Below are 24669 nucleotides of genomic sequence, written 5' to 3'. Positions count from 1 at the left end.
CGGGCTCAGAGGTCGTGGCCGAGGTCGGCCGCGAGCCGCTTCACCAGGTCGTGCGCCGCGTCCGGGATGACCGTGCCCGGCGGGAACACCGCCGTGGCGCCCATCTCCAGCAGCGTCGGCACGTCCTGCGGCGGGATCACCCCGCCCACCACGACCATGATGTCCTCGCGCCCCTCCTCGGCCAGCTTCTCGCGCAGCGCCGGGACCAGCGTGAGGTGACCGGCGGCCAGCGAGGACACCCCGACCACGTGCACGTCCGCCTCGACCGCCTGCCGGGCGACCTCGTCCGGCGTCTGGAACAGCGGGCCGACGTCGACGTCGAAGCCGAGGTCGGCGAAGGCGGTGGCGATCACCTTCTGGCCCCGGTCGTGCCCGTCCTGGCCCATCTTGGCGACCAGGATGCGCGGGCGGCGCCCCTCGGCCTCCTCGAAGGCGTCCACCAGGGCACGGGTGCGGTCCACCGACGGGGACTCGCCTGCTTCGTTGCGGTACACCCCGGAGATGGTACGGATCTGGCTCGCATGGCGGCCGTACACCTTCTCCAGCGCGTCCGAGATCTCGCCCACCGTCGCCTTGGCGCGGGCCGCGTTCACCGCCAGCTCCAGCAGGTTGCCCTCGCCGTCCGCCGCGCGGGTCAGCGCGTCCAGCGCGTCCCGGCACGCGGTGTCGTCCCGCTCCGCGCGGAGCCGCCGCAGCTTCTCGATCTGCTGGGTACGCACCGAGGAGTTGTCGACCTTGAGCACGTCGATCTGCTCGTCGGTGTCCACGCGGTACTTGTTGACGCCGATCACCGGCTGCCGCCCGGAGTCGATCCGGGCCTGGGTGCGCGCCGCCGCCTCCTCCACCCGGAGCTTCGGGATGCCCGCGTCGATGGCCTGCGCCATGCCGCCCGCCGCCTCGACCTCCTGGATGTGCTGCCACGCCTTGCGCGCGAGGTCGTACGTCAGCCGCTCCACGTACGCGCTGCCGCCCCACGGGTCGATGACGCGCGTGGTGCCCGACTCCTGCTGGATCAGCAGCTGGGTGTTGCGGGCGATCCGCGCGGAGAAGTCGGTGGGCAACGCCAGTGCCTCGTCCAGGGCGTTGGTGTGCAGCGACTGGGTGTGGCCCTGGGTCGCCGCCATCGCCTCCACGCAGGTGCGCGTGACGTTGTTGAACACGTCCTGCGCGGTCAGCGACCAGCCCGACGTCTGCGAATGGGTGCGCAGGGACAGGGACTTGGCGTTCTGAGGGTCGAACTGCTTGACCAGCTTGGCCCACAGCAGCCGGGCCGCGCGCAGCTTGGCGACCTCCATGAAGAAGTTCATGCCGATCGCCCAGAAGAACGACAGCCGGGGCGCGAACGCGTCCACGTCCAGCCCCGCCTCCCGGCCCGCCCGGATGTACTCCACACCGTCCGCGAGGGTGTACGCCAGCTCCAAGTCGGCCGTGGCACCGGCCTCTTGGATGTGGTAGCCGGAGATGGAGATGGAGTTGTAGCGCGGCATCCGCTGCGAGGTGTACGCGAAGATGTCGGAGATGATCCGCATCGACGGCTTCGGCGGATAGATGTAGGTGTTGCGGACCATGAACTCCTTGAGGATGTCGTTCTGAATGGTCCCGGCCAGCTTCTCCGGTGGTACGCCCTGCTCCTCCGCCGCCACGATGTACAGCGCCAGCACCGGCAGCACCGCACCGTTCATCGTCATCGACACGGTCATCTTGTCCAGCGGGATGCCGTCGAAGAGCTGCCGCATGTCGAGGATCGAGTCGATGGCGACGCCCGCCATGCCGACGTCGCCCGTCACGCGCGGGTGGTCGCTGTCGTAACCCCGGTGCGTGGGCAGGTCGAAGGCGACCGACAGGCCCTTCTGACCGGCCGCGAGGTTGCGCCGGTAGAACGCGTTGGACTCCTGGGCCGTGGAGAAGCCCGCGTACTGCCGGATCGTCCAGGGCTGGTTCACGTACATCGTCGGGTAGGGGCCGCGCAGGTACGGCGCCATGCCCGGATACGTGTCCAGGAAGTCCAGGCCCTCCAGGTCACGGCCGGTGTACAGCGCCTTGACCTCGATGCCCTCGGGGGTCTCCCACAGCGGCTCGGCGCCCCCGGTGTCCCGCTTGACGGCGGCGCGCCACTCCTCGGCGCCACCGTCGACGGCCGGGGTGCCCAGCTCGATGCCGGAGAAGTCGGGGATTCCCATCAGGACACTCCGATTCGGTCCAAGGTCGCGGACAGTACGGCGACGGCGTCGCAGCCCGCGAAGACATAACGGTCGACGCCCGCGTACTCGGCGGGGCGGCCCGCCAGGTGCACCTGCCGGGCGCCCGCCGCGCGGAGCGCTTCGGCGGCCTGCTCGGCCTCCTCGGCGTAGCGGGCGTCGCTGGAGCAGAGCACGGCCTCGGCGGCGCCGCTCTCCTCGAAGTTCCCGGCGATGACCGGCTCGATGCCGCCCGCCTGGAAGAGGTTGGCGGCGAAGGAGGCGCGGGCGGTGTGCTCGGCGGCCGGGCCGAGCGTGGCGAGGAAGATCCGGGGGCGGGCGCCCGTCGCCGCCAGGTGGGCGTCGGAGCGGGCCCGCAGCACCTCGTACGCCTCGTCCCGGCGCACGCGCGGGAGTCCGCCGGGCGCGGGCTCGGGTGCGGGCTCGCGGTGCACCGGCTTCTCGTCCAGGAAGGGGAACTCGCTGACCCCGGTGATGGGTTCACGGCGCTTCGCGAGCTTCGCGGACCGCTCCGCCCAGGTGCGCGCGAGGTCGTCACGGAGTCGGCCGGAGCGCAACACGGCCGCCTGGCCGCCCTCCTGCTCGATCGACCGGAAGAACTCCCAGGCGGCGTGCGCCAGTTCGTCGGTCAGCTGCTCCACGTACCAGGAGCCGCCCGCCGGGTCGACGACCCGCGCCAGATGCGACTCCTCGACCAGGATCGTGGAGGTGTTGCGGGCGATACGGCGGGCGAACGCGTCGGGGAGGCCCAGCGCGTGGTCGAACGGCAGCACCGTCACGGAGTCGGCGCCGCCCACCCCGGCGGCCAGCGTGGCGACCGTCGTGCGCAGCATGTTCACCCACGGGTCGCGTCGGGACATCATCACCGGCGAGGTCACCGCGTGCTGGACCTGCGCGCCCGCCCCCGGCGCCCCGCACACCTCGGCGACTCGCGCCCAAAGGCGGCGTGCCGCGCGGAGCTTGGCGATGGTGAGGAACTGGTCGGCGGTCGCCGCGTACCGGAACTCCAGCTGAGTGGCGGCCTGTTCGGCGCTCAGCCCGGCCTCGGTCAGCTCCCGCAGATACGCCACCGCGGTGGCGAGCGAGGCGCCCAGCTCCTGCGCGGCCGAGCCGCCCGCCTCGTGGTACGGCAGCGCGTCCACGGTCAGCGTGCGCAGCCCCGGGTACGCGGCGGCACGGGCCGCGAGCGCGGCCACGGGGGCGAAGTCCAGCGGGGTGCCGGTGCGGGCCTCGTGGCCCAGCGGGTCGGCGCCCAGGCTGCCGCGTACGTCCTCGGAGGCGATGCCCCGCTCCTCGTACAGCTTCAGCAGCGCGTCCGCGGCCGCCTCGGTGTCGGCGCCCGCGTCCAGGACCACGGGGGCGAGGTCCAGGTAGACGCCGTCCAGCGCCCGGCCGAGGTCCGCGACCGGGAAGCCGCCCTCGCCGAGCACCAGCCAGAGCGAGGTGACGCCGTTCTCCAGGTCGGCCAGCACCGAGCCGTCGGACAGGGCCGCGTGCCGCTGCCGTACGTCCCAGCCGCCGGGGGTGTTGCCCACCGGGCGGCCGCCGCGGGTGAACGGCGCGAAGCCGGGCAGGCCGGGGTCGGGCGCGGCGTCGCGCGCGGTGTACAGCGGCCGGGTGCGCAGCCCGTCCTCGAGCGTCGTGGACAGGGCGTCCTCAGCTGCCTCGCCCGAGACTTCCTTGCCGGACTTGCGCAGTACACCCTCGACCAGGCGTTGCCACTGCTCGTGCGTCGCGTCAGGGAACTCGGCGGCCAGGGGGAGCCCGTCGTCAGGCAGGACCGTCATGCTCGGATGTTAGGACAGGGTGCTCAGGTGACAGCAGAACGATGGCCTGTGACGTTCCCCTCGTTGCGATGGTGATCCGGGCCTCCCGGGGGCCCTACCGGCGCCCTGTGCACGGCAGATGGGCCGGACGCCGGATCAGGGCTGTGTCGCACAGTGTGTCGTTGTTGGGCTGAACGGGTGACTTGGCGTAAGAATTGGCTGGTGCAGGCATCGAAAGCGAGTCAGGTCAGGGGGAGCCGGTGAGCCGTTACGACGTCACCGATGAACAGTGGGAAGGGCTCGCCCAGGTCGTGCCGCTGCGAGGCCGGGACGCGTGGCCGTCCGCGGTCGGCCACCGGGCGCTCCCGGAGGCGGACACCGAGGCGCGCCGCCGGTTCGTCGTCCTGCGGGTCAACATCTTCGCGGACGCGCGCGACGTCGCCGAGACCCTGATGTCGGGGGTGCCGGTGCTGCTGGACCTGTCCAGCGCGGAGGGCGATGTCGCCAAGCGCGTCCTGGACTTCAGTACCGGCGTGGTGTTCGGGCTGGGCAGCGGGATGCACCGGGTGGACCGCAATGTCTTCCTGCTCACGCCGCCCGGCACCGAGGTCAGCGGACTGATGGACATGGAGGCGTCCGGCTGAGCGGCGCTTCCCGCTCGTAGGTTCTTCAGACGGTTCGGCCGAGCGGGTGGCGCGGCGGGGGCCGGACCGGTCGCCCGATCGTAGGAAGGTCCGGGGAGAAAACGGTTCGCCCCGCGCGGCCGGTCCTACGGTCCGCTCATGTCGGTCACCTCGCTCCCCACCGCCCCTCCGGCCCCGTTCCCCGACGGCTACGACGTGCGCGCCCGGATCACCGAGTTGCGGCTGTCCGCGTTCGCCGGACACCGCCGGGCCTCGTTCCCGCTGGGCGCCGTCACCCTGTTCGCCGGGCCGAGCGGCTCCGGAAAGTCGACCGCGCTCGCCGCCTACGAGGCGCTCGCCCGGCTCGGCGGCGGGGCCGAACTCGGCGAGGTGTTCCCGGACCCGACGGCCTGGGTGCCCGACCGGGCCCGGCCCGACGCCGAGGGGCGGCGCGGCTTCCGGATCGGCTGCACCGCGGACGGCGTCGAGGGCCCGGTCCAGCTGGACGTGGCCGTGCAGGCCGAACCCCGGCTGCGCGTCGTGGGCGAGCGGCTCAGCGCGGGCGGGGTCGTCCTGCTGGAGACCGCCCTGCGCGACCCGGGACGCCGGACCGTGCAGGCCGCCTGGCACACCGCGGGCGCCGCCCCGGTGACCCGCGCCCCGCTCCCCGACGACGTGCTGGGCACCACCCTGCTGCCGCTGCGGGTGGCCGGGAAGACGGACGGACAGCGCCGGGTGCTGGCCGCCGCCGAGCAGATGGTCGTCGCGCTGCGCTCCGTCTTCCCCTGCGACCCCGCGCCCGCCCGGATGCGGGTCCCGGTGCCCACCGGCTCCGGGCGGCTGCTGCCCGGCTGCGACAACCTCGCCGACGTTCTGATCCGTACGCGGGCCGAGTGCGGGCGTCGGCACGCCCGACTGGTCGAGGTGGTGCGCGCCGGGTGCGCTGGCCCGGTGGCCGACCTGGCCGCCGAACGGCTGCGGGACGGCACGGTACGGGCGTTGCTCGACCGGGGCGACGGGCACCGCACCGAGCTGGCCCGGCTGGGCGACGGCGAGCTGCGCTACGTCGCGCTGGCCCTGGTGCTGCTGACCGGGCCCGGGGTGCTGGACGTGGACGCGCCGGGGGAGGTGCCGGACGCGCTGCGCACCCTCACCGTGCTCGCCGACGGTTTCGACCGCTGCCTCGACCCCGGCCAGCGGTCCCAACTCCTCGCCACGGCGGCCCGGATGGGGGAGCGCGGCCATATTCGCTGGGTGGGGGCGGTCAGCGACGCGGCCTGGGCCGTCGGGACACCGGGCGTCACGGTGGTACACCTGGAGCCGTGACCGAACACCCCGATCTGGCCGGACTCCAGCGCAGGCTGGCCGAGTTCGCCGCCGCCCGCGACTGGCAGCGGTTCCACACCCCGAAGAACCTCGTCTCCGCGCTCAGCGTGGAGGCCGCCGAACTGGTCGAGATCTTCCAGTGGTTGACCCCCGAGGAGTCGGCCCGCGTCATGGACGACCCCGGCACCGCGCACCGCGTCACCGACGAGGTGGCCGACGTCCTCGCCTACCTCCTCCAGCTGTGCGAGGTGCTGGGCGTCGACCCGTTGGCCGCGCTGGCGGCGAAGATCGAGCGCAACGAGGGGCGGTTCCCGGTGCCGGGAGCGGGCGACGCGCCCTGACCCGACGGGTGGACTCACGGACTCCGCTATCACTCTATGGAGTCAATTTCCCTGCCGATTCCGAATTGTTGTCCACAGATTTCCGTCTTCCTCTGGCTTTTCGCCCCAAGTGCCATCACTCTGGGTAGTGAAGACGTGTGTGCGGCGAACGGACGGACGGGGACGGGGCGGCGGATGGACGCGTTACGGCTCATCGAGATCGGCAGAGAGGCGTTGGTGGCGGGTGCCGACGCGCCGGGGACGCTCAGGGAGGTGTGGCAGGCGCAGGCCCTGTCGCAGGCGATCGGCAGCAGACTGGCGGTGTCCGGGCCGCCCGAGCTGCGCGGGGAGGCGCTCGGGCTGATGGAGCTGGCGGGCCGGGGCTGCGGCGTGCTGGACCGCCCCGAGCTGGACACCGGGGACCTGCTCGCCGCCCGGCTCACCGAGCTGGCCGACCCCCGCCGGACCCTGCTGTCCCTGTGCGGGCTGCTCGGCGAGGTGGGCATGGCCCTGGTCGGCATAGCCAGCGCCGCGTCCGACGAGGCGGTGTACTGGCAGTGCATGGAGGCCATCGACGCGGCGGACGAGTCCCGCGACCGCGTCCTGGAGATGCTGCGCAAGCTGGCGGCCAGGGAGGAGCTGCTGCCGGAGCGGGAGCCGGGCTGAGCGGTGCCGGTGGCGGGGAGGGGGGCGGTGGCGGGGAGGGGCCGTGGTGCCGATGCGGTCCGGCGGGCCGATGACGTGCAGGATGGAGGCCATGGACCTTCGTATCTTCACCGAGCCCCAGCAGGGGGCCACCTACGACACCTTGCTCACCGTGGCGAAGGCCACCGAGGATCTCGGCTTCGACGCCTTCTTTCGCTCCGATCATTATCTGCGCATGGGCGGCGGGAGCGGTCTGCCCGGACCCACCGACGCCTGGATCACGCTGGCCGGACTCGCCCGCGAGACCAGCCGCATCCGGCTCGGCACCCTCATGACCGCCGGTACCTTCCGGCTGCCCGGCGTGCTCGCCATCCAGGTCGCCCAGGTCGACCAGATGTCCGGCGGCCGGGTCGAACTCGGCCTCGGCGCGGGCTGGTTCGAGGAGGAGCACAAGGCGTACGGCATCCCCTTCCCGAAGGAGAAGTTCGCCCGCCTGGAGGAGCAGCTGGAGGTCGTCACCGGCCTGTGGGCCACCGATGCCGACAAGACCTACGACTTCCACGGCACCTACTACGACCTCACCGAGTCGCCCGCGCTGCCCAAGCCCGCGCAGCACAAGATCCCGGTGCTCATCGGCGGCCACGGCGCCAAGCGCACCCCGCGCCTCGCGGCCCGCTACGCCGACGAGTTCAACATCCCCTTCGCGTCCCTGGAGGACACCGAGCGCCAGTTCGGGCGGGTCCGCGCCGCCGCCGAGGAGGCCGGGCGCGCCCCCGACTCCCTCGTCTACTCCAACGCCCTGGTCGCCTGCGTCGGCCGGGACGACGCCGAGGTGGCCCGTCGCGCCGCCGTCATCGGCCGCGAGGTCGACGAGCTGAAGGCCAACGGCCTGGCCGGCACCCCGGCCGAGGTGGTCGAGAAGATCGGCCGCTTCCAGGAGGTCGGCTCCGAGCGCGTCTACCTCCAGATGCTCGACCTCGACGACCTGGACCAGCTCGAGCTGATCTCCGCCGAGGTCATGCCCCAACTGTCCTGACGCCCGCAGTCGGGGCCCGCCATCGAGCACGAGGCGGGCCCCGACTCCGTAAAACGGGTGGTCAACGCGGCCTCCGTACCGCGAGACTCGGACATGTGTTCCTGACGATCTCCACACGCGGCACGGCCGCCACCCCCGCCACCGACCTCGGGTTCCTGCTGCACAAGAACCCCGGCAACGCGCAGACGTTCAGCACGTCCCACGGGACCGCGCACGTCTTCTACCCCGAGGCGGAGGTGGAGCGCTGCACGGCCGCGCTGCTGCTGGAGGTCGATCCCATCGCGCTGATCCGGCGCGGCAAGGGCAAGGGCCGCGGCGGTGCCCCCGACGCCGCCCTCGGCCAGTACGTCAACGACCGCCCCTACGCGGCCTCCTCGCTCCTCGCCGTGGCGCTCAGCTCCGTCTTCTCCACCGCCCTGCGCGGGGTGTGCAAGGCCCGCCCGGAGCGCGCCGCCGCCCCGCTGCCGCTGCGTATCGAGGTGCCCGCCGTCGCCGCGAAGGGCGGTCCGGACCTGGTGCGCGCCCTGTTCGCCCCGCTCGGCTGGGACGTCACCGCCGAACCGGTCGCCCTGGACACCGAGTTCCCCGACTGGGGCGACTCCCGCTACGTCCGCCTGGTGCTGGAGTCGGAGCGGCTCACCCTCGCCGAGGCGCTGCGCCACCTCTACGTCCTGCTGCCGGTGCTGGACGACGCCAAGCACTACTGGGTCTCGCCCGACGAGGTCGACAAGCTGCTGCGCGCCGGTGAGGGCTGGCTGCCCGGCCACCCCGAGCAGCGGCTGATCACCAACCGCTACCTCTCCCGCCGCTGGTCGCTGACCCGGCAGGCGATGGAGCGGCTGGAGCTGCTGCGCCTCGCCGAGACCGACGACAGCGAGGTCGAGGACATCGACAACGCCGTCGAGGCGGAGGCCGAGGCCGAACCCCGGCCCACCCCGCTCGCGGTCCAGCGCCGGGAGGCCATCCTCGCCGGGCTGCGCGAGGCGGGCGCCGCACGCGTGCTCGACCTCGGCTGCGGCGAGGGCCACCTCGTGCGGGAGCTGCTGCGGGACGTGCGGTTCACCGAGATCACCGGCGTCGACGTGTCCGCACGCGCCCTCGCCATCGCCGCCCGCCGTCTCCACCTGGACCGGATGGGCGAGCGGCAGGCGTCCCGCGTCCAACTGCTCCAGGGCTCGCTCACCTACACCGACAAGCGGCTCACCGGCTACGACGCGGCCGTGCTCAGCGAGGTGATCGAACACCTCGACCTGCCCCGGCTGCCCGCGCTGGAGTACGCCGTGTTCGGCGCGGCCCGCCCGCGCACCGTCCTCGTCACCACGCCGAACGTCGAGTACAACGTCCGCTGGGAGACCCTGCCCGCCGGACACGTACGGCACGGCGACCACCGCTTCGAGTGGACCCGCGCGGAGTTCGGCACCTGGGCGGCAGCCGTCGCCGAACGGTACGGCTACCGCGTCGACTTCCGCCCCGTCGGCCCCGACGACCCCGAGGTCGGCCCGCCCACCCAACTGGCCGTCTTCCACCGCGACACCACCGAGCAGGACAAGAAGGAGGCGAAGGCCGCATGACCGGGACCAGCACAGGGCGGGCGCTGCCCGTCACCGACCTCTCCCTCGTCGTCCTCGTCGGCGCCACCGGCTCCGGCAAGTCGACCTTCGCCCGCAGGCACTTCGCGCCCACCGAGGTGATCTCCTCCGACTTCTGCCGGGGCCTGGTCGCCGACGACGAGAACGACCAGAGCGCGACCAAGGACGCCTTCGACGTCCTGCACTACATCGCGGGCAAGCGCCTCGCCGCCGGACGCCGTACGGTCGTCGACGCCACCAGCGTCCAGCCGGACGCCCGGAAGCAGCTGATCGAGCTGGCCAGGAAGTACGACGTGCTGCCCATCGCCATCGTGCTGGACGTGCCCGAGGAGGTGTGCGCCGAGCGCAACGCGGCCCGGTCCGACCGTGCGGGCATGCCCCGCCGGGTGATCCAGCGGCACACCCGCGAACTGCGCCGTTCCATACGGCACTTGGAACGCGAGGGCTTCCGCAAGGTGCATGTGCTGCGCGGCGTGGCCGAGGTCGAGGGCGCCACGGTCGTCACCGAGAAGCGGTACAACGACCTCACCCACCTCACCGGCCCCTTCGACATCATTGGCGACATCCACGGCTGCTCCGCCGAACTGGAGTCGCTGCTCGCCAAGTTGGACTACACCGACGGCGTCCACCCCGAGGGCCGTACCGCCGTGTTCGTCGGCGACCTGGTCGACCGGGGCCCGGACAGCCCGGCCGTGCTGCGGCGTGTGATGGGCATGGTCGCGTCCGGGAACGCGCTGTGCGTGCCCGGCAACCACGAGAACAAGTTCGGCCGCTACCTCAAGGGCCGCACCGTCCAGCACACCCACGGCCTCGCCGAGACCGTGGCCCAGATGGACGGCGAGAGCGAGGAGTTCAAGGACGAGGTACGACGCTTCCTGGACGGGCTGGTCAGCCACTACGTCCTGGACGGCGGCCGCCTCGTGGTCTGCCACGCCGGGCTGCCGGAGAAGTACCACGGCCGCACCTCCGGCCGCGTCCGCTCGCACGCCCTGTACGGCGAGACCACCGGCGAGACCGACGAGTTCGGGCTGCCCGTGCGCTACCCGTGGGCCGAGGACTACCGGGGCCGCGCGGCTGTGGTGTACGGCCACACTCCGGTGCCGGAAGCCACATGGCTCAACAACACCATCTGCCTGGACACCGGCGCCGTCTTCGGCGGCAAGCTGACCGCGCTGCGCTGGCCGGAGCGCGAGATCGTGGACGTCCCCGCCGAGCGGACCTGGTACGAGCCGGTCCGGCCGCTGCGCGTCGACGCGCCCGGCGGCCAGGACGGACGACCGCTGGACCTGGCCGACGTCACCGGGCGCGGCGGTGTCGACACGCGGTACCTGGGCCGGGTCGCGGTGCGCGAGGAGAACGCGGCCGCCGCCCTGGAGGTCATGAGCCGCTTCGCGGTCGACCCCTGCCTGCTGCCGTACCTCCCGCCCACCATGGCACCGACGCCCACCTCCCGGGAGGACGGCTACCTGGAGCACCCGGCCGAGGCGTTCGCGCAGTACGCGCGGGACGGCGTCGAGCGGGTCGTGTGCGAGGAGAAGCACATGGGATCGCGGGCCGTGGCCCTGGTCTGCCGGGACGCGGAGACCGCCGCCAAGCGGTTCGGCGTGGGCGAGGGGCCCACGGGCGCGCTCTACACCCGTACCGGACGGCCGTTCTTCGACGACGGCACGGTGACCGAGGAGATCCTCGGGCGGCTCCGCGCGGCGGTCACCGAGGCGGACCTGTGGGAGCGGCTCGACACCGACTGGCTGCTGCTGGACGCCGAGTTGATGCCGTGGTCGCTGAAGTCGCAGGGGCTGCTGCGCCGCCAGTACGCCGCCGTGGGCGCCGCCTCCGGTGCCGTGTTCCCGCCCGCGCTCGCCGCGCTGGAGGCGGCCGGGGCCCGGGGCGCCGACGTGTCCGCGCTCCTGGCCCGGCAGCGTGAACGCGCCGCCGACGCGGCCGCGTTCACCGACGCCTACCGCCGCTACTGCTGGACCACCGACGGCCTGGACGGCGTCCGCCTCGCCCCCTTCCAGCTGCTCGCGGTACGCGGCCGCAGCCTCGCCGGACTCCCGCATGACGAGCAACTCGCCCTGCTGGACCGCCTGGTGGAGCACGACGCGTCCGGCCTGCTCCAGACCACCCGGCGCCTGTACGTCGACACCGGCGACCCGGAGTCGGTGCGGGCGGGCATCGACTGGTGGCTGGAGATGACCGGCCGGGGCGGCGAGGGCATGGTCGTCAAACCGCTCGGCGCGCTCGTCCGCGACGGACAGGGACGGCCGGTGCAGCCGGGCATCAAGTGCCGGGGCCGCGAGTACCTGCGGATCATCTACGGACCCGAGTACACGCGCCCCGACAACCTGGCCAAGCTGCGCCACCGGTTCCTGAACCACAAGCGGTCGCTGGCGCTGCGCGAGTACGCCCTCGGCCTGGAGGCCCTGGACCGGCTCGCCGACGGGGAACCGCTGTGGCGGGTGCACGAGGCGGTGTTCGGCGTACTCGCGCTGGAGTCGGAGCCGGTGGACCCGCGCCTGTGATCCACCGGCTCACCCTGGCGGGGGCCTACCTCCGCCAGGGCCCGGTCACCGCGAAAGTGGTGCCCGGGGTGTAGCAGTTGACGTACATCGTGTCGCCGTCGGGGGAGAAGGTGACGCCCGCGAACTCGCCCCACTCCGGCTCCTCGGGGGTGCCGAGGTTCTGGCGGCCGCGTGCCATCGCGTACACCTCGCCGCCGCGGGTGACGCCGAAGACGTGCTGTGCGCCGTTGCCGTCCTCGCACACCATCAGGCCGCCGCTGGGGGCGAGGCAGATGTTGTCCGGTGACTCGCCGGGCAGCTGGACGTCGGTGTCCGGGCCGAACACGATCACCAGGGTGAGGCGGCGGCGCTCGGGGTCGTACCGCCAGATCTGGCCGAAGTGGTCGGCGGCCGAGCCCTCCGCGCTGTGGGCGAAGGACGACACGAAGTACACGCAGGACCCGCCCCAGTAGCAGCCCTCCAGCTTCTGGGCGTGGGTGATGCCGCGCGGGCCGTAGTCCTGGAGGCGGGTCGGGGTGGTCGCGGCCAGCGGGTCGGGGACGTCCACCCACTCGACGCCGTCGAAGGACGCGCCCGTCTCCTGGACCGTGGACAGATCCGGCACCCCCGGCACCCGCATCGCCTGGAGACGGCCGCCCGCGCGGAGCGACCCGACACCGCCGAGCGGCTTCTCGGGCAGGAACCGGTAGAACAGGCCGAACGGCTTGAGGAAGGCGTCCTCGGTCTCGTAGACCACACCGCGCCGGGGGTCGATGGCGATGGCCTCGTGCTGGAAGCGGCCCATCGCGGTCAGCGGGACGGCGCCGGTGCGGTGCGGGTCGGTGGGGTGGACCTCGAAGATGAAGCCGTGGTCCTTGGTGTGGCCGTTGTCGCCCGCCCGGTCCTCGGTCTCCTCGCAAGTCAGCCAGGTGCCCCAAGGGGTCCGGCCGCCCGCGCAGTTGACGGCGGTACCGGCGATGGCGACCCGCTCGGACAGGACCCTGTCGCGCGAGTCCAGCGTCAGCGCCGTACAGCCGCCGTGCCCCTCCGGGTCGTAGGTCAGGCCCTCGACGGCCGGGACGCGGATCTTGGCGGTGGGGCGGTTCTCGTGGTTGCGGACGAGGTGGGTACGGCCGTCGCGGCCCGCGAAGGCGGCCATGCCGTCGTGGTTGGACGGCACCGGGCCCTCACCGGAGCGCAGGGGGTCGCCCTCGCGGGACAGCACCCGGTAGCGGAACCCCTTGGGCAGATCGAGCAGGCCGTCGGGGTCGGGGACGAGCGGGCCGTAACCGGTGCGGCCCAGCGGCTGCGCGGCGGCGGTGCCCGCGAACAGCTCGGACAACGCTCCGGTGAAGGCGATACCCGCCCCCACCGCGCTCGCGGAGGCGAGGACCTGACGTCGTGAAGCGGACATGGGGGAGCGACCTTCCTGCTGGCGGACAGGACATGTGCGTCCGCCGTGTGTACCACCCGGCGCGGACCACGGGAACCACGCGTGCGCCACCGGTCACTCCCCGAGCACGGGCCACGCAGGACCGCCCCCGCTTCTCGTCGGCACGACGAAAACAGGGGGCGCGGAAACGGTCGGAAGGCGCGTGAACACGGGCGCGGGCGGCCAGGATGAAGGCATGGCATTCCACGTCGACTCCGAGGCCGGGCGGCTGCGCCGGGTGATCCTGCACAGACCGGACCTCGAACTCAAACGCCTCACCCCCAGCAACAAGGACGCCCTCCTCTTCGACGACGTGCTGTGGGTGCGCCGGGCGCGCGCCGAGCACGACGGGTTCGCCGACGTCCTGCGCGACCGGGGGGTCGAGGTGCACCTCTTCGGCGACCTGCTCACCGAGACCCTGGCCGTCCCGGAGGCCCGGAGCCTGGTCCTGGACCGGGTCTTCGACGAGAAGGAGTACGGCCCCCTCGCCACCGACCATCTGCGCACCGCCTTCGACGCGATGGCCCCCGGCGAGCTGGCCGAGGCGCTGGTCGGCGGCATGACCAAGCGGGAGTTCCTGACCGGCCACCCCGAGCCCGCGTCGGTCCGCTTCCACGTCATGGAGCTGGACGACTTCCTGCTGGGCCCGCTGCCCAACCACCTCTTCACCCGCGACACCTCGGCGTGGATCTACGACGGTGTCTCCATCAACGCCATGCGCTGGCCCGCCCGGCAGCGCGAGACCGTCCACTTCGAGGCGATCTACCGCCACCACCCGCTGTTCACCAAGGAGAACCCCAACATCTGGTCGCGCGGCCAGGCCGACTACCCCTCCACCATCGAGGGCGGCGACGTGCTGGTGATCGGCAACGGCGCCGTGCTGATCGGGATGAGCGAGCGGACCACCCCGCAGGCCGTGGAGATGCTCGCGCACAAGCTGTTCGAGGCGGGCTCCGCGCAGACCATCGTGGCGCTCGACATGCCCAAGCGGCGCGCCTTCATGCACCTCGACACCGTGATGACCATGGTCGACGGCGACACCTTCACCCAGTACGCCGGGCTCGGCATGCTGCGCTCGTACACCATCGAGCCCGGCGTCGGCGAGCGTGAACTCAAGGTCACCGACCATCCCCCGGAGCACATGCACCGCGCCATCGCCGCCGCCCTCGGCCTCGGCGAGATCCGAGTGCTCACCGCCACCCAGGACGTGCACGCCGCCGAGCGCGAGCAGTGGGACGACGGCTGCAACGTCCTCGCCGTCGAACCCGGCGTCGTCGTCGCCTACGAACGCAACGCCACCACCAACACCCACCTGCGCAAACAGGGCATCGAAGTGATCGAGATCCCCGGCAGCGAACTGGGCCGCGGCAGGGGCGGGCCGCGCTGCATGAGCTGCCCGGTGGAGCGGGACTCCGTGTGAGTCTCCGCATAATCATGCTGCTGTCTGAATAGAAATGCCGAGGCTCGTATAGAATTACCGAAGTCAGTGCACCGCGTACCCCTGGAGCGCCCCCATGGCGACAGTCCCGACCGCCCTCAACGGCCGCCACTTCCTCAAGGAGCTGGACTTCACGGCCGAGGAGTTCCGCGGGCTGCTCGCGTTGGCCGCCGAGTTGAAGGCGGCCAAGCGGGCCAGGGCCGAGACGCGGTATCTGAACGGGCGCAACATCGCCCTGATCTTCGAGAAGACCTCCACGCGCACCCGCTGCGCCTTCGAGGTCGCCGCCGCCGACCAGGGCGCCCGCACCACCTACCTCGACCCGGCCGGTTCCCAGATCGGGCACAAGGAGTCCGTCAAGGACACCGCACGCGTGCTGGGCCGGATGTACGACGCGATCGAGTACCGGGGGCACGGCCAGGGTGTCGTGGAGGAGCTGGCCGCGCACGCGGGGGTCCCCGTCTACAACGGGCTCACCGACGAGTGGCACCCCACCCAGATGCTCGCCGACCTGCTCACCATGACCGAGCACAGCGACAAGCCGCTGGAGGACATCGCCTTCGCCTATCTCGGCGACGCCCGGTACAACATGGGCAACTCCTACCTGGTCACCGGCGCCCTGCTCGGCATGGACGTGCGTATCGTCGCGCCCCGGCTGCTCTGGCCCGACGAGACCATCGTCGCGCTGGCCCGCCGCCTCGCCGAGGTCTCCGGCGCCCGCGTCACCCTCACCGAGGACGTGAAGGACGGCGTACGCGGCGCCGACTTCGTCGCCACCGACGTCTGGGTGTCGATGGGGGAGCCCAAGCAGGTCTGGGACGAGCGCATCGCCCTGCTCGGCCCCTACGCCGTGACCATGGACGTGCTGCGCGCCACCGGCAACCCCGACGTGCGCTTCCTGCACTGCCTGCCCGCCTTCCACGACCTCGGCACCGCCGTCGGCCGCGAGATCCACGAACGGTACGGACTGACCGAGCTGGAGGTCAGCGACGAGGTCTTCGAGTCTGAGCACTCGGTGGTCTTCGACGAGGCGGAGAACCGCATGCACACGATCAAGGCCGTGCTCGTCGCCACCCTCGCGGCCACCGAGGGCGATACGTCACAAACCCTTGCGTGACCCACCTCACCTGGCCTTATCCTGACCGACGGCCTGGCCCCACCCCACCCCCGTGCCGCGCCGACGCAGCGGCCGTACCCGGGCCGTCCGCACCACCAGAAACGAGCACCACCCGCATGCCCGCTCCCCGCATCAAGTCCCCGCAACTGCTCGTCGCCGAGTCCGGCGCCGACCGCGAGGGCCATGGTCTGAAGCGCACCATGGGCCTCTTCCAGCTCATCTGCTTCGGTGTCGGCGCCATCGTCGGTACCGGAATCTTCGTCGGTCTCTCCGGCTCCGTCGCGCAGGCCGGACCGGCCGTGGTCGTCTCCTTCGTCCTCGCCGCGATCACCTGCGTCTTCACCGCCCTCTCCTTCGCGGAGCTGGGCGGCGCGATACCGGTCTCCGGTTCCTCGTACTCCTTCGCCTACGCCGGTCTCGGCGAGTCCACCGCCTTCCTGGTCGGCTGGTGCCTGCTGCTGGAGTACGGCATCTCCATCTCGGCCGTCGCGGTCGGCTGGAGCCAGTACGTCAACGAACTCCTGCACAGCCTCACCGGCTGGCAGCTGCCCGCCGCGCTGTCCGCCGGACCGGGCGACGGCGGTGTGGTCAACCTGCCCGCCGTCATCGTCATCGCCATGGCCGCCGTACTGCTGATGCGCGGTGTGCGCGAGAGCGCGCGGGCCACCGCCGCCATGGCCGCCGTGAAGCTCGTCATCCTGCTCGCGTTCTGCGCCGTCGGCTACAGCGCGTTCAAGGACGGCAACCTCACCCCGTTCTCCCCGGCGGGCCTGGGCGGCATCGGCGCGGGCACCACCGCGGCCTTCTTCTCGTACATCGGCTTCGACGCGATCACCACGGCCGGTGAGGAGGCGAAGAACCCGCGCCGGGACATCCCGGTGGCGATCCTCGTCTGCATGGGCCTGGTCACCCTGCTGTACTGCGCCGTCGCGCTCGCCGCGATCGGCGCCATCGGCGCCCCGCAGGTCGGCGGCCGCCCCGCCGCGCTGTCCTACGTCGTCAACATGGTCACCGGCTCCAGCATCGGCGGCGGCGTGATCGCCTTCGGCGCGGTCGTCGCCATCGCCTCGGTGGTCCTCGCGGTGATGTACGGCCAGACCCGCATCCTGCTGTCGATGTCCCGCGACGGACTGATCCCGCGCGTCTTCGAGAAGGTGTCCCCGAAGACCTCCACCCCGGTGGCGGGCACCTTCATCGTCGCGGCCGTCTTCGCGGTCCCCGCGGCCTTCGCCTCGCTCGACGCCGTGGTCAACCTGTGCACCATCGGCACGCTCGCCATCATGGCCGTCGTCAACATCGTGGTGATCGCGCTGCGCCGCCGCGAGCCCGGCCTCCAGCGCGGCTTCCGGGTGCCGCTGTACCCCGTCGCCCCGCTGCTCGGCGTCGCCTTCTGCCTCTACCTGATGTACGAGACGGGCTGGCGGACCTGGGTCCAGTTCGCGGTGTTCCTCGCGGTGGGCCTCGGCGTGTACTACGCCTACGGGCGCGGGCACTCCACGCTGGGCCGCGCCCAGGCGGCCGGGGTCACGCCGAACGCTGAGCGGGAACGACAGGCAGTCTGAACCACACCGCCTTGCCCGACGAGGTGGGGCGGTGACCACAGGACGAACTGAGGGCGCGGATCAGCAACAGGCCGCGCCCTCCCTCCTGCCAGGGGTCGGGCTCCTCGATCACCGGACGGGTGAGATGGCCGGGCGGCGCCGGGTCCGGGTCATGCACCTCGACCTGGCAGCCGGTCGGCCGCAGCTCCACCACCAGCTCGATCGGACCACTGCCCGCGGTGTGCTCCACCGCGTTCGCCACCAGCTCGGCGGTCAGCAGCTCCGCCGTGTCGCAGTCGGCGATGTGCCCCACCTCGGCGAGAGCCGAACGCACCAGGGCGCGCGCGACCGGCACCGCCGCGGCGGTGTGCGGCAGCGCGATGCGCCAGGAGGCCGATTCGGTGGGGCGTTCGTGCAAGGCGAGTCCGTTCATGGAGCAGGCTGTCCTGCCTTCGACTGTAGGAAATGGTACGGGTCCGGCCATCGAAACCGTCGGCGGGCACCCGCCCCGGCCATGGGTCCCGATACCCGTACGCGCTCCTCGTCGAACGCCCCACCACCCCCTCCCGTAGCTGCTGTTACGTCCCTGTCGATCACCGGTGACACCGGTGACGGGACGGTCGCGCGTGCGGGGTGGCAACCCTCTTCGAGTGACCACAGTCACAGGACGGCGGTGTCCGTTCCGTCCCCGCGGTTCCGGCGAGCGAGCGGCCGGTCACCGGGTGGCGCGCTCACACCCCGACGAACGCCGCGCCCGCGTCCCGCAGCCGCTCGTGCAGCGCCCGGAACACCCGCGCCGAGCGCGCCCCCGGCCAGTCGGCGGGCAGCAGCCGGGCGGGCAGGCCGGGGTCGGCGCCGGGCAGCCTCCGCCAGGAGTCCAGGGCCAGCAGATAGTCCCGGTACGCGTCCTCGGCCGGGGTGTCCGCCCGCTCCTCCCAGGCGCGCAGCACCGGCGCGTGCGCCGCGAGGAACCGCTCGTGCTCCCCGGCGATGGCCGGGAGGTCCCACCAGCGGCCGACCGCCTCGGCCGTGGGCGCGAACCCCAGATGATCGCCCCGGAAGAGATCCACGTAGCGGTCGAGACCCAGCAGCGCCAGGGCGTGCCGGGCCTCCTCGTGCAGCCGGGCCGGGGCTATCCACACCCCGGGGGCCGCCGCGCCGAAGCCCAGCGCGGCCAGCCGCGAGCGCAGCAGATGCCGCTTCTGCCGCTCCGACTCCGGCACCGAGAACACCGCGAGCACCCAGCCCGCCTCCTCGGCCGGTCCCGTCGCGTGGAGGCGGCGGTCGTCCGCGGTCAGCGACCGGTGCGCCTCCGCCGACAGCTCGTACCCCGCCGCGCCTCCGGCGGTGCGGGCGGGCAGCAGCAGACCGCGCCGCTTCAGCCGCGACACCGAGGAGCGCACCGAGGGCGCGTCCACCCCGACCGCGGCCAGCAGCCGGATCAGCTCGGCGACGGGCACCGGGCCCGGTACGGAACGGCCGTACGCCCCGTAGAGCGTGACGATGAGGGACCTGGGGGCGTGCTGCTCGGACACGTTGATCATTTTAGGTCTTCGGCATACCTGCTGGTCACCATCGGTGCGGAGGCTTTCGGCAGGACACGGGGACGACTGCGCACGGCCCATTGACGCGCCACCGATGGGGTGAAGGTCGCGTGCCGTCCCGGGCCCCGCCGGTACCTGTTGAAGCCCCCACACCCCCACTCCGGGAGGCATCCGATGCCCGTACGTCCCGTCCTCGCCACCGCACTCGGCGGCGCCGCCCTGCTGTGCGCCCTCGCCACCCCGGCGGCCGCCGCCCCCGGCGAGAGCGTCACCGTGGACTCCACCGCCCGCCTCGCGGCCGACGGCACCGTCACCCTGTCCGGCACCTACCGCTGTCTGCCCGGCACCGGACCCGTCTTCGTCAGCTCCTCGATCAGCCAGGCCGACCCGCGCGTCCGGCACGGCATCGGCGGCGGCGCCGCCCGCTGCGACGGCGCCGAGCACCGCTGGGTGAACTCCGGGAAGGTCTCCTCCGAGAAGCTCCGGGCGGGCGCCGCGCACGTCCAGGCCAACGTGATGGAGCTGCGGCCCAGCGGGCTCGTCCCGCTGCCCGTGTTCCACGCCACCCAGGAGCGGGACATCACCCTCGTCCGGAGCTGAACCCCGTCAAGGAAGGGCGGCGGTACCCCTAGGGCGGGGGAATCCGTCCGGTGTGCCGCCGCCATTCCTGCCGGGCGGTCTCCAGCTCGGCGCGGGCCTCGGCCAGGCGGGGGTTGTCCTTGTTGCGGGCCCGGATCTCGGCGTGCCGCTGCCGCGCCCGGTCCACGGCCTCGGTGTCCCGTTCCAGCAGGTCACGGTCCCGCTGGGCCTGCTTGAGCTGTTCCGGCAGGGTCGCGCGGAAGTCGTTCTCCCGGGCCACCGCGCTCTGCACCGCGTCGCAGAAGTCCCGCACCCGGTCCTCGGTGTACCCCTTCGCCTCCTCGCCCTCGCCGGTGCGGCGGGGGTAGTTGGTGCGGTCGGGGGTGCCGTCGGCCTTGAGCACGTAGAGGTAGTAGCAGCTGTCGCCGGACTCGAACCTGACCCGGAGATCGGCGAGTTGCAGGGTGCGCACGGCTCCCGTCGGGGGCTGCTTCACCAACGTGTGCTCGTACAGGGTCAGTTCGCCCAGCTTGCTGAGCTGCCTGCCGCGGCCCGGCTTCTCCAGACGCGTGACCCGCTGGTCGGCCGCCCGCAGGTCCCGCTTCCGGCGCTGCTCCGCCTCCGTCAGCTCGGTCTGCGCGGCCGACTCCTCCCAGCGGCCGGTGTCCTCCAGCGTCCGCACGTTCGCCCGCGCCTCGGTCAGCGGGCGCCGGTCCTCGGCGTGTCGGGGCAGCACCGCGCGGGCGAGGCTGCCCGGGAACTTGCGCGCCCGGACCCCCACTCCCCACCCGGCCAGCGCCGCCGCCAGCAGCACCACGATCACGTACGCCATGCGCCCCCCAAAGGCTGCCGTCACCGCCCGCTGTCTGTTACTGCTCAGCGGACGATGACGGCAAACTGCCCCACGAAGCCGAGGGGTTGGCGGCCGTACGGATCGAGCCGCCGCTCAGTGGAAGGCGTCGCGCAGCGCGGGCAGCAGGGTCTTCTCCGACCAGTCGATGAAGGCCGGCTGGGTCGGGCCGCCGATCTGGACCAGGGCCACCTCGGTGAACCCGGCGTCCACATAGGGCCGTACGGCTGCCACGAAGGCTTCCGGGTCGTCGCCGCACGGGATGGCGGAGGCCACGTCGTCCTCGGTGACGAACCGGGTCGCCTGGTCGAAGGAATCCGGGCCCGGCAGCTCGGCGTTGACCTTCCAGCCCAGGCCGAACCAGCGGAACTGGTCGTGCGCGCGCCGGATCGCGGCGTCCCGGTCGGTGTCGAAGCTGACCGGGAGCTGGCCCACACTGGGCCTGCCGGTGCCGCCGTGCCGGTCGAACGCCTCCAGCAGCTCCTTCTTCGGCTCGGTGGCGATGACCAGGTCGGCGAGATGCCCCGCCAGCGCGCAGGACTGCTCGCCCGAGACGGCGATGCCCAGCGGCGGCCGCCGTTCGGGCAGGTCCCACAGCTTGGCCGACTCCACGTCGTAGTGCTTGCCGTGGTAGGTGACGTGGCCGCCCTCGAACAGCGCGTGGATGATCTCCACCGCCTCCTCCAGCATCTCGTGCCGCACGTCCACCGCGGGCCAGCCCTGGCCCACCACATGCTCGTTGAGGTTCTCCCCGGAGCCCAGCCCCAGCCGGAAGCGGTCCTCGGACAGCAGTTGCAGGGTCGCCGCCTTCTGCGCCACCACCACCGGGTGATAGCGGAAGGTCGGGCAGGTCACGTACGTCATCAGCGGCATCCGGGACGTGGCCTGCGCGGCCGCGCCGAGGACACTCCACGCGTACGGGGCGTGTCCCTGCGAACGCAGCCACGGGAAGTAGTGGTCCGAGGTGACGGAGAAGTCGAACCCCGCCTCCTCGGCACGGACGACATGCTCGACCAGCTCACGCGGCCCGGCCTGCTCGGTCATCATCGTGTATCCGATTCGCACCATGGACGCCGAGTCCCCCCTCCTCCGGGCGGAAAACGGTACGCCGGGGCGCGGGCGAAAAGGGGCGAACGCCTGCAATTGGACAAACCCAAGTGGTCACAGCAAGCTGGTTCCACAGCGAGTTTTGCGGGTCGTAAGCCCTCTGAGCAGCGACCGCACGGCCGGGGCACGCGTGTCGCGGCTGATCCCTCTACGCGCTGAGGCGAGTTATGACCGCAGGTGATCAAGCCATCTCGTCCAGAGTCACGCAGATCCAGCCCTCCGTGCGCATCTCTCTCCTAGGCGGCTTCGATCTCGCCGTCGACGACGTACCGGTGACAGCCCCGGTGGGCTCCAGACGACTCCTGGCGTTCGTAGCACTCAACTACCGCGCACCCGTCCCCCGCGCCCTGATCGCGGGCAGCCTCTGGCCCGGTGTCGCCGAGCACTGTGCGTACACGAATCTGCGGGCGGCGCTGTGCCGACTGCGCGGGCTCGGTGTCAACGCGCTCGACATCTCCCCGACGGACGTGCGCCTCGCCCCCGATGTCACGGTGGACCTCCGCGACGCCCGGGAGCTGGCCCAGCACCTCCTCGACCCCTGTGTACCGCCCGTCGCCCTCCACCTCAGCACGGCGACCGTCGACCAGCTCTCCGCCGACCTGCTGCCCGGCTGGTACGACGAGTGGGCCCTCCTGGAGGCCGATCACTGGCGGCAGTTGCGGCTCCACGCGCTGGAGTCCCTGACCGAGACCTTCATCGACGCCACCGAGTACGCGGGCGCGGTGGCCGCCGCCCAGACGGCGGTACAGGCCGACCCGCTCCGCGAGAGCAGCCAAGCCTCCCTGATCCGTGCCTACTTGGCGGAGGGCAACCCGTCCGAGGCCGTCCACCACTTCGAACGGTACGTACGGCGGCTGCGCGACGAGCTGGGCCTGTGCCCCACCCAGCGGCTGCACCAGCTGGTGGCCCGGGTGCGCTGGGCCGGGGAAGGGGACCCGGCCCTGCGCCGGTGAACCCTCACGCCTCGGCGGTCCGTCTGCCGCGCACCCGCTCCAGCAGGCGGTGCGCGGTGCCCGACACCCAGGAGCCGAGCCAGCGCAGGAAGCTCGTCGGCAGGAACACCGCGTCGGCGAACACCATCGCCATCGAGAAGAACGGCAGCCCGCACAGCACCGCGATGGAGGCGTGCTCGGCCATCAGGATCGGCAGCAGCACGTTCTTCACCCGGCGGTTGAGCAGGGTGAAGGGGAACGCCACCTGGAGGATCACCGTTCCGTAGGTGAGGGCGGTGACCAGTACGGCACTGCCGTCGACGGTCCGGGACAGCGGGCCCCAGGGGCTGAAGTAGGCCAGATGCAGGGGGTAGTGGACCGCCGTGCCGTCCTGCCAGCGCGGCCCCTGGATCTTGTACAGCCCGGCCGTCGCGTACAGGATGCAGACCTGGGCGGCGATCACCAGTAGCGCCGCGTTGTGCACGACATTGGCGGTGGCGTCCATGACGGCCCGCAACTCGGTGTGTTCACCGCGCTCCACCCGGAACCACAGCCCCTGGATGAGCCACATCCCCCACAGGAACAGGGCCCAGCCCCAGGAGAGTTCCGCGAATCCGGTGAGCTGGGCGAGTGCGAGGAACAGGCCGAGGACCGTCCAGAGCACGATGCGGGTCGGTACGCCCGTGGGGGAGCCGTCCTCCGCCGCGCGCCGCCGCCGCCTCGCGTCCAGTGACCAGACCTGGCCGCAGCGGGTGAGCACCAGATAGCTGGCGACGAGGTGGATGAGGGTGTCGCCGCCGTCGCCCAGCAGGACGTTGCGGTTCAGCAGCGCCAGCACGCCCACCATGAACAGCAGCGACATCGTGCGGGTGTGCCACCCCAGCAGCAGCCCCAGGCTCGCGCCGATCGCCACGAGGTAGACCACCTCGAACCACCAGCCGCTGTCCGACCACATCAGGACGGAGAACGCGCCGTTCGACGCGATCAGCCGCTGCGCGAGATCGAACGTCCACGGGCTGGCGGACCCGTACAGCTCCTGCCGGTTCGGGAACTCGCGCAGCAGATAGAGCAGGAACGTCAGCGAGAAGCCGATCCGGACGATCGCCGCCTGGTACGGGAAGAGCGCCCGGCCCGTGATGTCGTTCAGGCACCTGATGATCCTGGCGTCGATCCGCCCGCTCATGCCCTTGAAAGGGGAGGGCGCCGGGGTGCGGTCCGTGTCGGCGGTCACCGGAAGTCCTCCTTCGATACCGGCCACCAGGTCAGCGTCTGGTAGGTGACCGGCTCGTCGTCGCTCTCCCCGCTCCACTTCGGCGGGGCGATCGGGCGGTACGTGGAACGCAGCTGGACCCTGACCACCTGGCCGCCCAGCAGAGCCGGGCCGAGGCGGCTCGCCGCGATCCGGCGTACGTACACCTCGGCGAGCTGGCCCTGCAGCCCGATGGGCAGGCCCTTGGCGTCATGGGTCCGGGTGTAGAAGTCCCACGCCTGGCGCAGCAGGTTCTGGTCGGCGTGGCTGGGGGCGGGGTTGTCCCGGATGCGCTCGATGTCCTGCTCGGTGAGGGGCAGCCAGGCCGAGGTGCGCAGGGAGCCGTCGGGCAGCCGTACTTCGGCGCGGGCGTCGACGTAGATGTTGCCCTGGAGCGGGTTCGGGGCGAACAGCTTCCAGTTCTGGTCGAACTCCGGATAGACGTAGCTGTTCACGAGTTCGCGGTGCTGCTTGCTGATGGCGTTCGCGGGGGCCAGATAGAGGAAGAGCAGCAGCAGATGGATGGTGACCGCCATCGCCGTCACCACGATCACCGTGGCGAGCCAGAGCCGGGCGGGCCTGGACCACGAGCCGTTCAGCCTGGGCGGCAGCACACCGCTCGCGGTGGGCTGCCGGGGTGCCGTTTCCTGGGCACCGGCCTCACCCACGCCCTCGTGTCGCTCCACAACGCTCCCCCGTTCCGGGGCTCCGACCGCTTCAGTCGATCATGTGAGATCAGCATAGGGAGACGGCCGGGGAGAGGGGCTTTCTGTTCGGCCGAATGGGCGTCGGCGCGCTTCAGCGTCCGGGTCACGGCACCGTCACGCTGGACCAACGCCCCGGTCATGCCCGATGCCTCAGGTTGGAGAGGTATCT

General features: G+C 72.1%; 21 protein-coding genes. 12 read left to right on the top strand and 9 right to left on the bottom strand.

Going from position 1 to position 24669, the window contains the following annotated elements; genetic code table 11:
- Positions 1 to 5: 5 nt before the first annotated feature.
- Together scpA and ACI2LY_RS07355 are read right to left on the bottom strand one after the other, a co-directional pair.
- The gene (gene scpA / locus ACI2LY_RS07360; protein WP_404706297.1) at positions 6 to 2180 is read right to left on the bottom strand and encodes a methylmalonyl-CoA mutase; all 2175 of its coding nucleotides are present in this window, start codon (positions 2178 to 2180) and stop codon (positions 6 to 8) included.
- Complete coding sequence (locus tag ACI2LY_RS07355) at positions 2180 to 3985, bottom strand: methylmalonyl-CoA mutase family protein (RefSeq protein WP_404706296.1); 1806 nt, start codon at positions 3983 to 3985, stop codon at positions 2180 to 2182. The genes scpA and ACI2LY_RS07355 overlap by 1 nt, the downstream gene beginning before the upstream one ends.
- 239 nt (positions 3986 to 4224) lie before the next feature.
- Between ACI2LY_RS07355 and ACI2LY_RS07350 the strand changes: the two genes are divergently transcribed.
- From ACI2LY_RS07350 to ACI2LY_RS07320, 7 genes are all read left to right on the top strand, one after another.
- Positions 4225 to 4608 carry a cell division protein SepF gene (locus ACI2LY_RS07350; protein WP_393592327.1) on the top strand — a complete coding sequence of 128 codons (384 nt, stop codon included), beginning with the start codon at positions 4225 to 4227 and terminating at the stop codon, positions 4606 to 4608.
- 138 nt (positions 4609 to 4746) lie between these two features.
- Positions 4747 to 5913, top strand: a complete 1167-nt coding sequence (locus ACI2LY_RS07345) for an ATP-binding protein (RefSeq protein ID WP_404706295.1) — start codon at positions 4747 to 4749, stop codon at positions 5911 to 5913.
- Positions 5910 to 6254, top strand: coding sequence for a nucleotide pyrophosphohydrolase (locus ACI2LY_RS07340; RefSeq protein WP_404706294.1), 345 nt, complete (start codon positions 5910 to 5912; stop codon positions 6252 to 6254). The genes ACI2LY_RS07345 and ACI2LY_RS07340 overlap by 4 nt, the downstream gene beginning before the upstream one ends.
- Positions 6255 to 6428: 174 nt before the next feature.
- A complete protein-coding gene (locus ACI2LY_RS07335; RefSeq protein ID WP_389002863.1) occupies positions 6429 to 6899 on the top strand; it encodes a DUF6099 family protein in 471 nt (156 codons plus the stop codon).
- A 91-nt stretch (positions 6900 to 6990) separates the two neighbouring features.
- A complete protein-coding gene (locus tag ACI2LY_RS07330) occupies positions 6991 to 7914 on the top strand; it encodes an LLM class F420-dependent oxidoreductase (RefSeq protein ID WP_404706293.1) in 924 nt (307 codons plus the stop codon).
- 95 nt (positions 7915 to 8009) lie between these two features.
- Complete coding sequence (locus ACI2LY_RS07325; protein ID WP_404706292.1) at positions 8010 to 9485, top strand: 3' terminal RNA ribose 2'-O-methyltransferase Hen1; 1476 nt, start codon at positions 8010 to 8012, stop codon at positions 9483 to 9485.
- Complete coding sequence (locus tag ACI2LY_RS07320; protein WP_404706291.1) at positions 9482 to 12025, top strand: polynucleotide kinase-phosphatase; 2544 nt, start codon at positions 9482 to 9484, stop codon at positions 12023 to 12025. The genes ACI2LY_RS07325 and ACI2LY_RS07320 overlap by 4 nt, the downstream gene beginning before the upstream one ends.
- A 25-nt stretch (positions 12026 to 12050) precedes the next feature.
- Here ACI2LY_RS07320 and ACI2LY_RS07315 read toward each other — a convergent pair whose 3' ends face one another.
- Entirely contained in the window at positions 12051 to 13418 is a 1368-nt protein-coding gene (locus ACI2LY_RS07315; RefSeq protein ID WP_404706290.1) for a PhoX family protein, read from the bottom strand.
- Positions 13419 to 13632: 214 nt separating this feature from the next.
- On the opposite strand from ACI2LY_RS07315, the gene ACI2LY_RS07310 reads away from it, so the two are divergent.
- From ACI2LY_RS07310 to ACI2LY_RS07300, 3 genes are all read left to right on the top strand, one after another.
- Positions 13633 to 14856, top strand: a complete 1224-nt coding sequence (locus ACI2LY_RS07310; protein WP_404706289.1) for an arginine deiminase — start codon at positions 13633 to 13635, stop codon at positions 14854 to 14856.
- 94 nt (positions 14857 to 14950) lie between these two features.
- Positions 14951 to 15991, top strand: a complete 1041-nt coding sequence (gene argF / locus ACI2LY_RS07305) for an ornithine carbamoyltransferase (RefSeq protein WP_404706288.1) — start codon at positions 14951 to 14953, stop codon at positions 15989 to 15991.
- Between the two features lie 116 nt (positions 15992 to 16107).
- A complete protein-coding gene (locus ACI2LY_RS07300) occupies positions 16108 to 17553 on the top strand; it encodes an amino acid permease (RefSeq protein ID WP_404706287.1) in 1446 nt (481 codons plus the stop codon).
- Here ACI2LY_RS07300 and ACI2LY_RS07295 read toward each other — a convergent pair.
- Both ACI2LY_RS07295 and ACI2LY_RS07290 read right to left on the bottom strand, forming a co-directional pair.
- Positions 17516 to 17965 (bottom strand): ATP-binding protein, encoded by a 450-nt coding sequence (locus ACI2LY_RS07295; RefSeq protein ID WP_389002840.1) that lies wholly within the window; start codon positions 17963 to 17965, stop codon positions 17516 to 17518. The genes ACI2LY_RS07300 and ACI2LY_RS07295 overlap by 38 nt on opposite strands.
- Positions 17966 to 18263: 298 nt before the next feature.
- Positions 18264 to 19076 (bottom strand): PaaX family transcriptional regulator C-terminal domain-containing protein, encoded by an 813-nt coding sequence (locus tag ACI2LY_RS07290; RefSeq protein ID WP_404706286.1) that lies wholly within the window; start codon positions 19074 to 19076, stop codon positions 18264 to 18266.
- 174 nt (positions 19077 to 19250) lie between these two features.
- Between ACI2LY_RS07290 and ACI2LY_RS07285 the strand changes: the two genes are divergently transcribed.
- On the top strand, positions 19251 to 19676 hold the full coding sequence (locus ACI2LY_RS07285; protein WP_404706285.1) for a DUF6299 family protein: 426 nt from the start codon (positions 19251 to 19253) through the stop codon (positions 19674 to 19676).
- A 28-nt stretch (positions 19677 to 19704) separates the two neighbouring features.
- On the opposite strand, the gene ACI2LY_RS07280 is transcribed toward ACI2LY_RS07285, so the two are convergent.
- Positions 19705 to 20487, bottom strand: coding sequence for a hypothetical protein (locus tag ACI2LY_RS07280; protein WP_404706284.1), 783 nt, complete (start codon positions 20485 to 20487; stop codon positions 19705 to 19707).
- A 114-nt stretch (positions 20488 to 20601) separates the two neighbouring features.
- Entirely contained in the window at positions 20602 to 21573 is a 972-nt protein-coding gene (locus ACI2LY_RS07275; protein ID WP_404706283.1) for an LLM class F420-dependent oxidoreductase, read from the bottom strand.
- Between the two features lie 260 nt (positions 21574 to 21833).
- Between ACI2LY_RS07275 and ACI2LY_RS07270 the strand changes: the two genes are divergently transcribed.
- On the top strand, positions 21834 to 22565 hold the full coding sequence (locus tag ACI2LY_RS07270; protein WP_404706282.1) for a BTAD domain-containing putative transcriptional regulator: 732 nt from the start codon (positions 21834 to 21836) through the stop codon (positions 22563 to 22565).
- A gap of 4 nt (positions 22566 to 22569) precedes the next feature.
- Here the strand turns inward: ACI2LY_RS07270 and ACI2LY_RS07265 are convergent, their stop codons facing one another.
- Together ACI2LY_RS07265 and ACI2LY_RS07260 are read right to left on the bottom strand one after the other, a co-directional pair.
- Positions 22570 to 23775 carry an HTTM domain-containing protein gene (locus ACI2LY_RS07265; RefSeq protein ID WP_404706281.1) on the bottom strand — a complete coding sequence of 402 codons (1206 nt, stop codon included), beginning with the start codon at positions 23773 to 23775 and terminating at the stop codon, positions 22570 to 22572.
- Positions 23772 to 24479, bottom strand: coding sequence for a DUF5819 family protein (locus tag ACI2LY_RS07260; protein WP_404706280.1), 708 nt, complete (start codon positions 24477 to 24479; stop codon positions 23772 to 23774). Before ACI2LY_RS07260 ends, ACI2LY_RS07265 begins: the two co-directional genes overlap by 4 nt.
- Positions 24480 to 24669: the final 190 nt, after the last annotated feature.

Origin of the sequence: Streptomyces sp. NPDC002176 (genome assembly GCF_044903645.1) — a bacterium.
Classification (GTDB): Bacteria; Actinomycetota; Actinomycetes; order Streptomycetales; family Streptomycetaceae; genus Streptomyces.
This window is presented reverse-complemented; position numbering and strand designations above follow the sequence as displayed.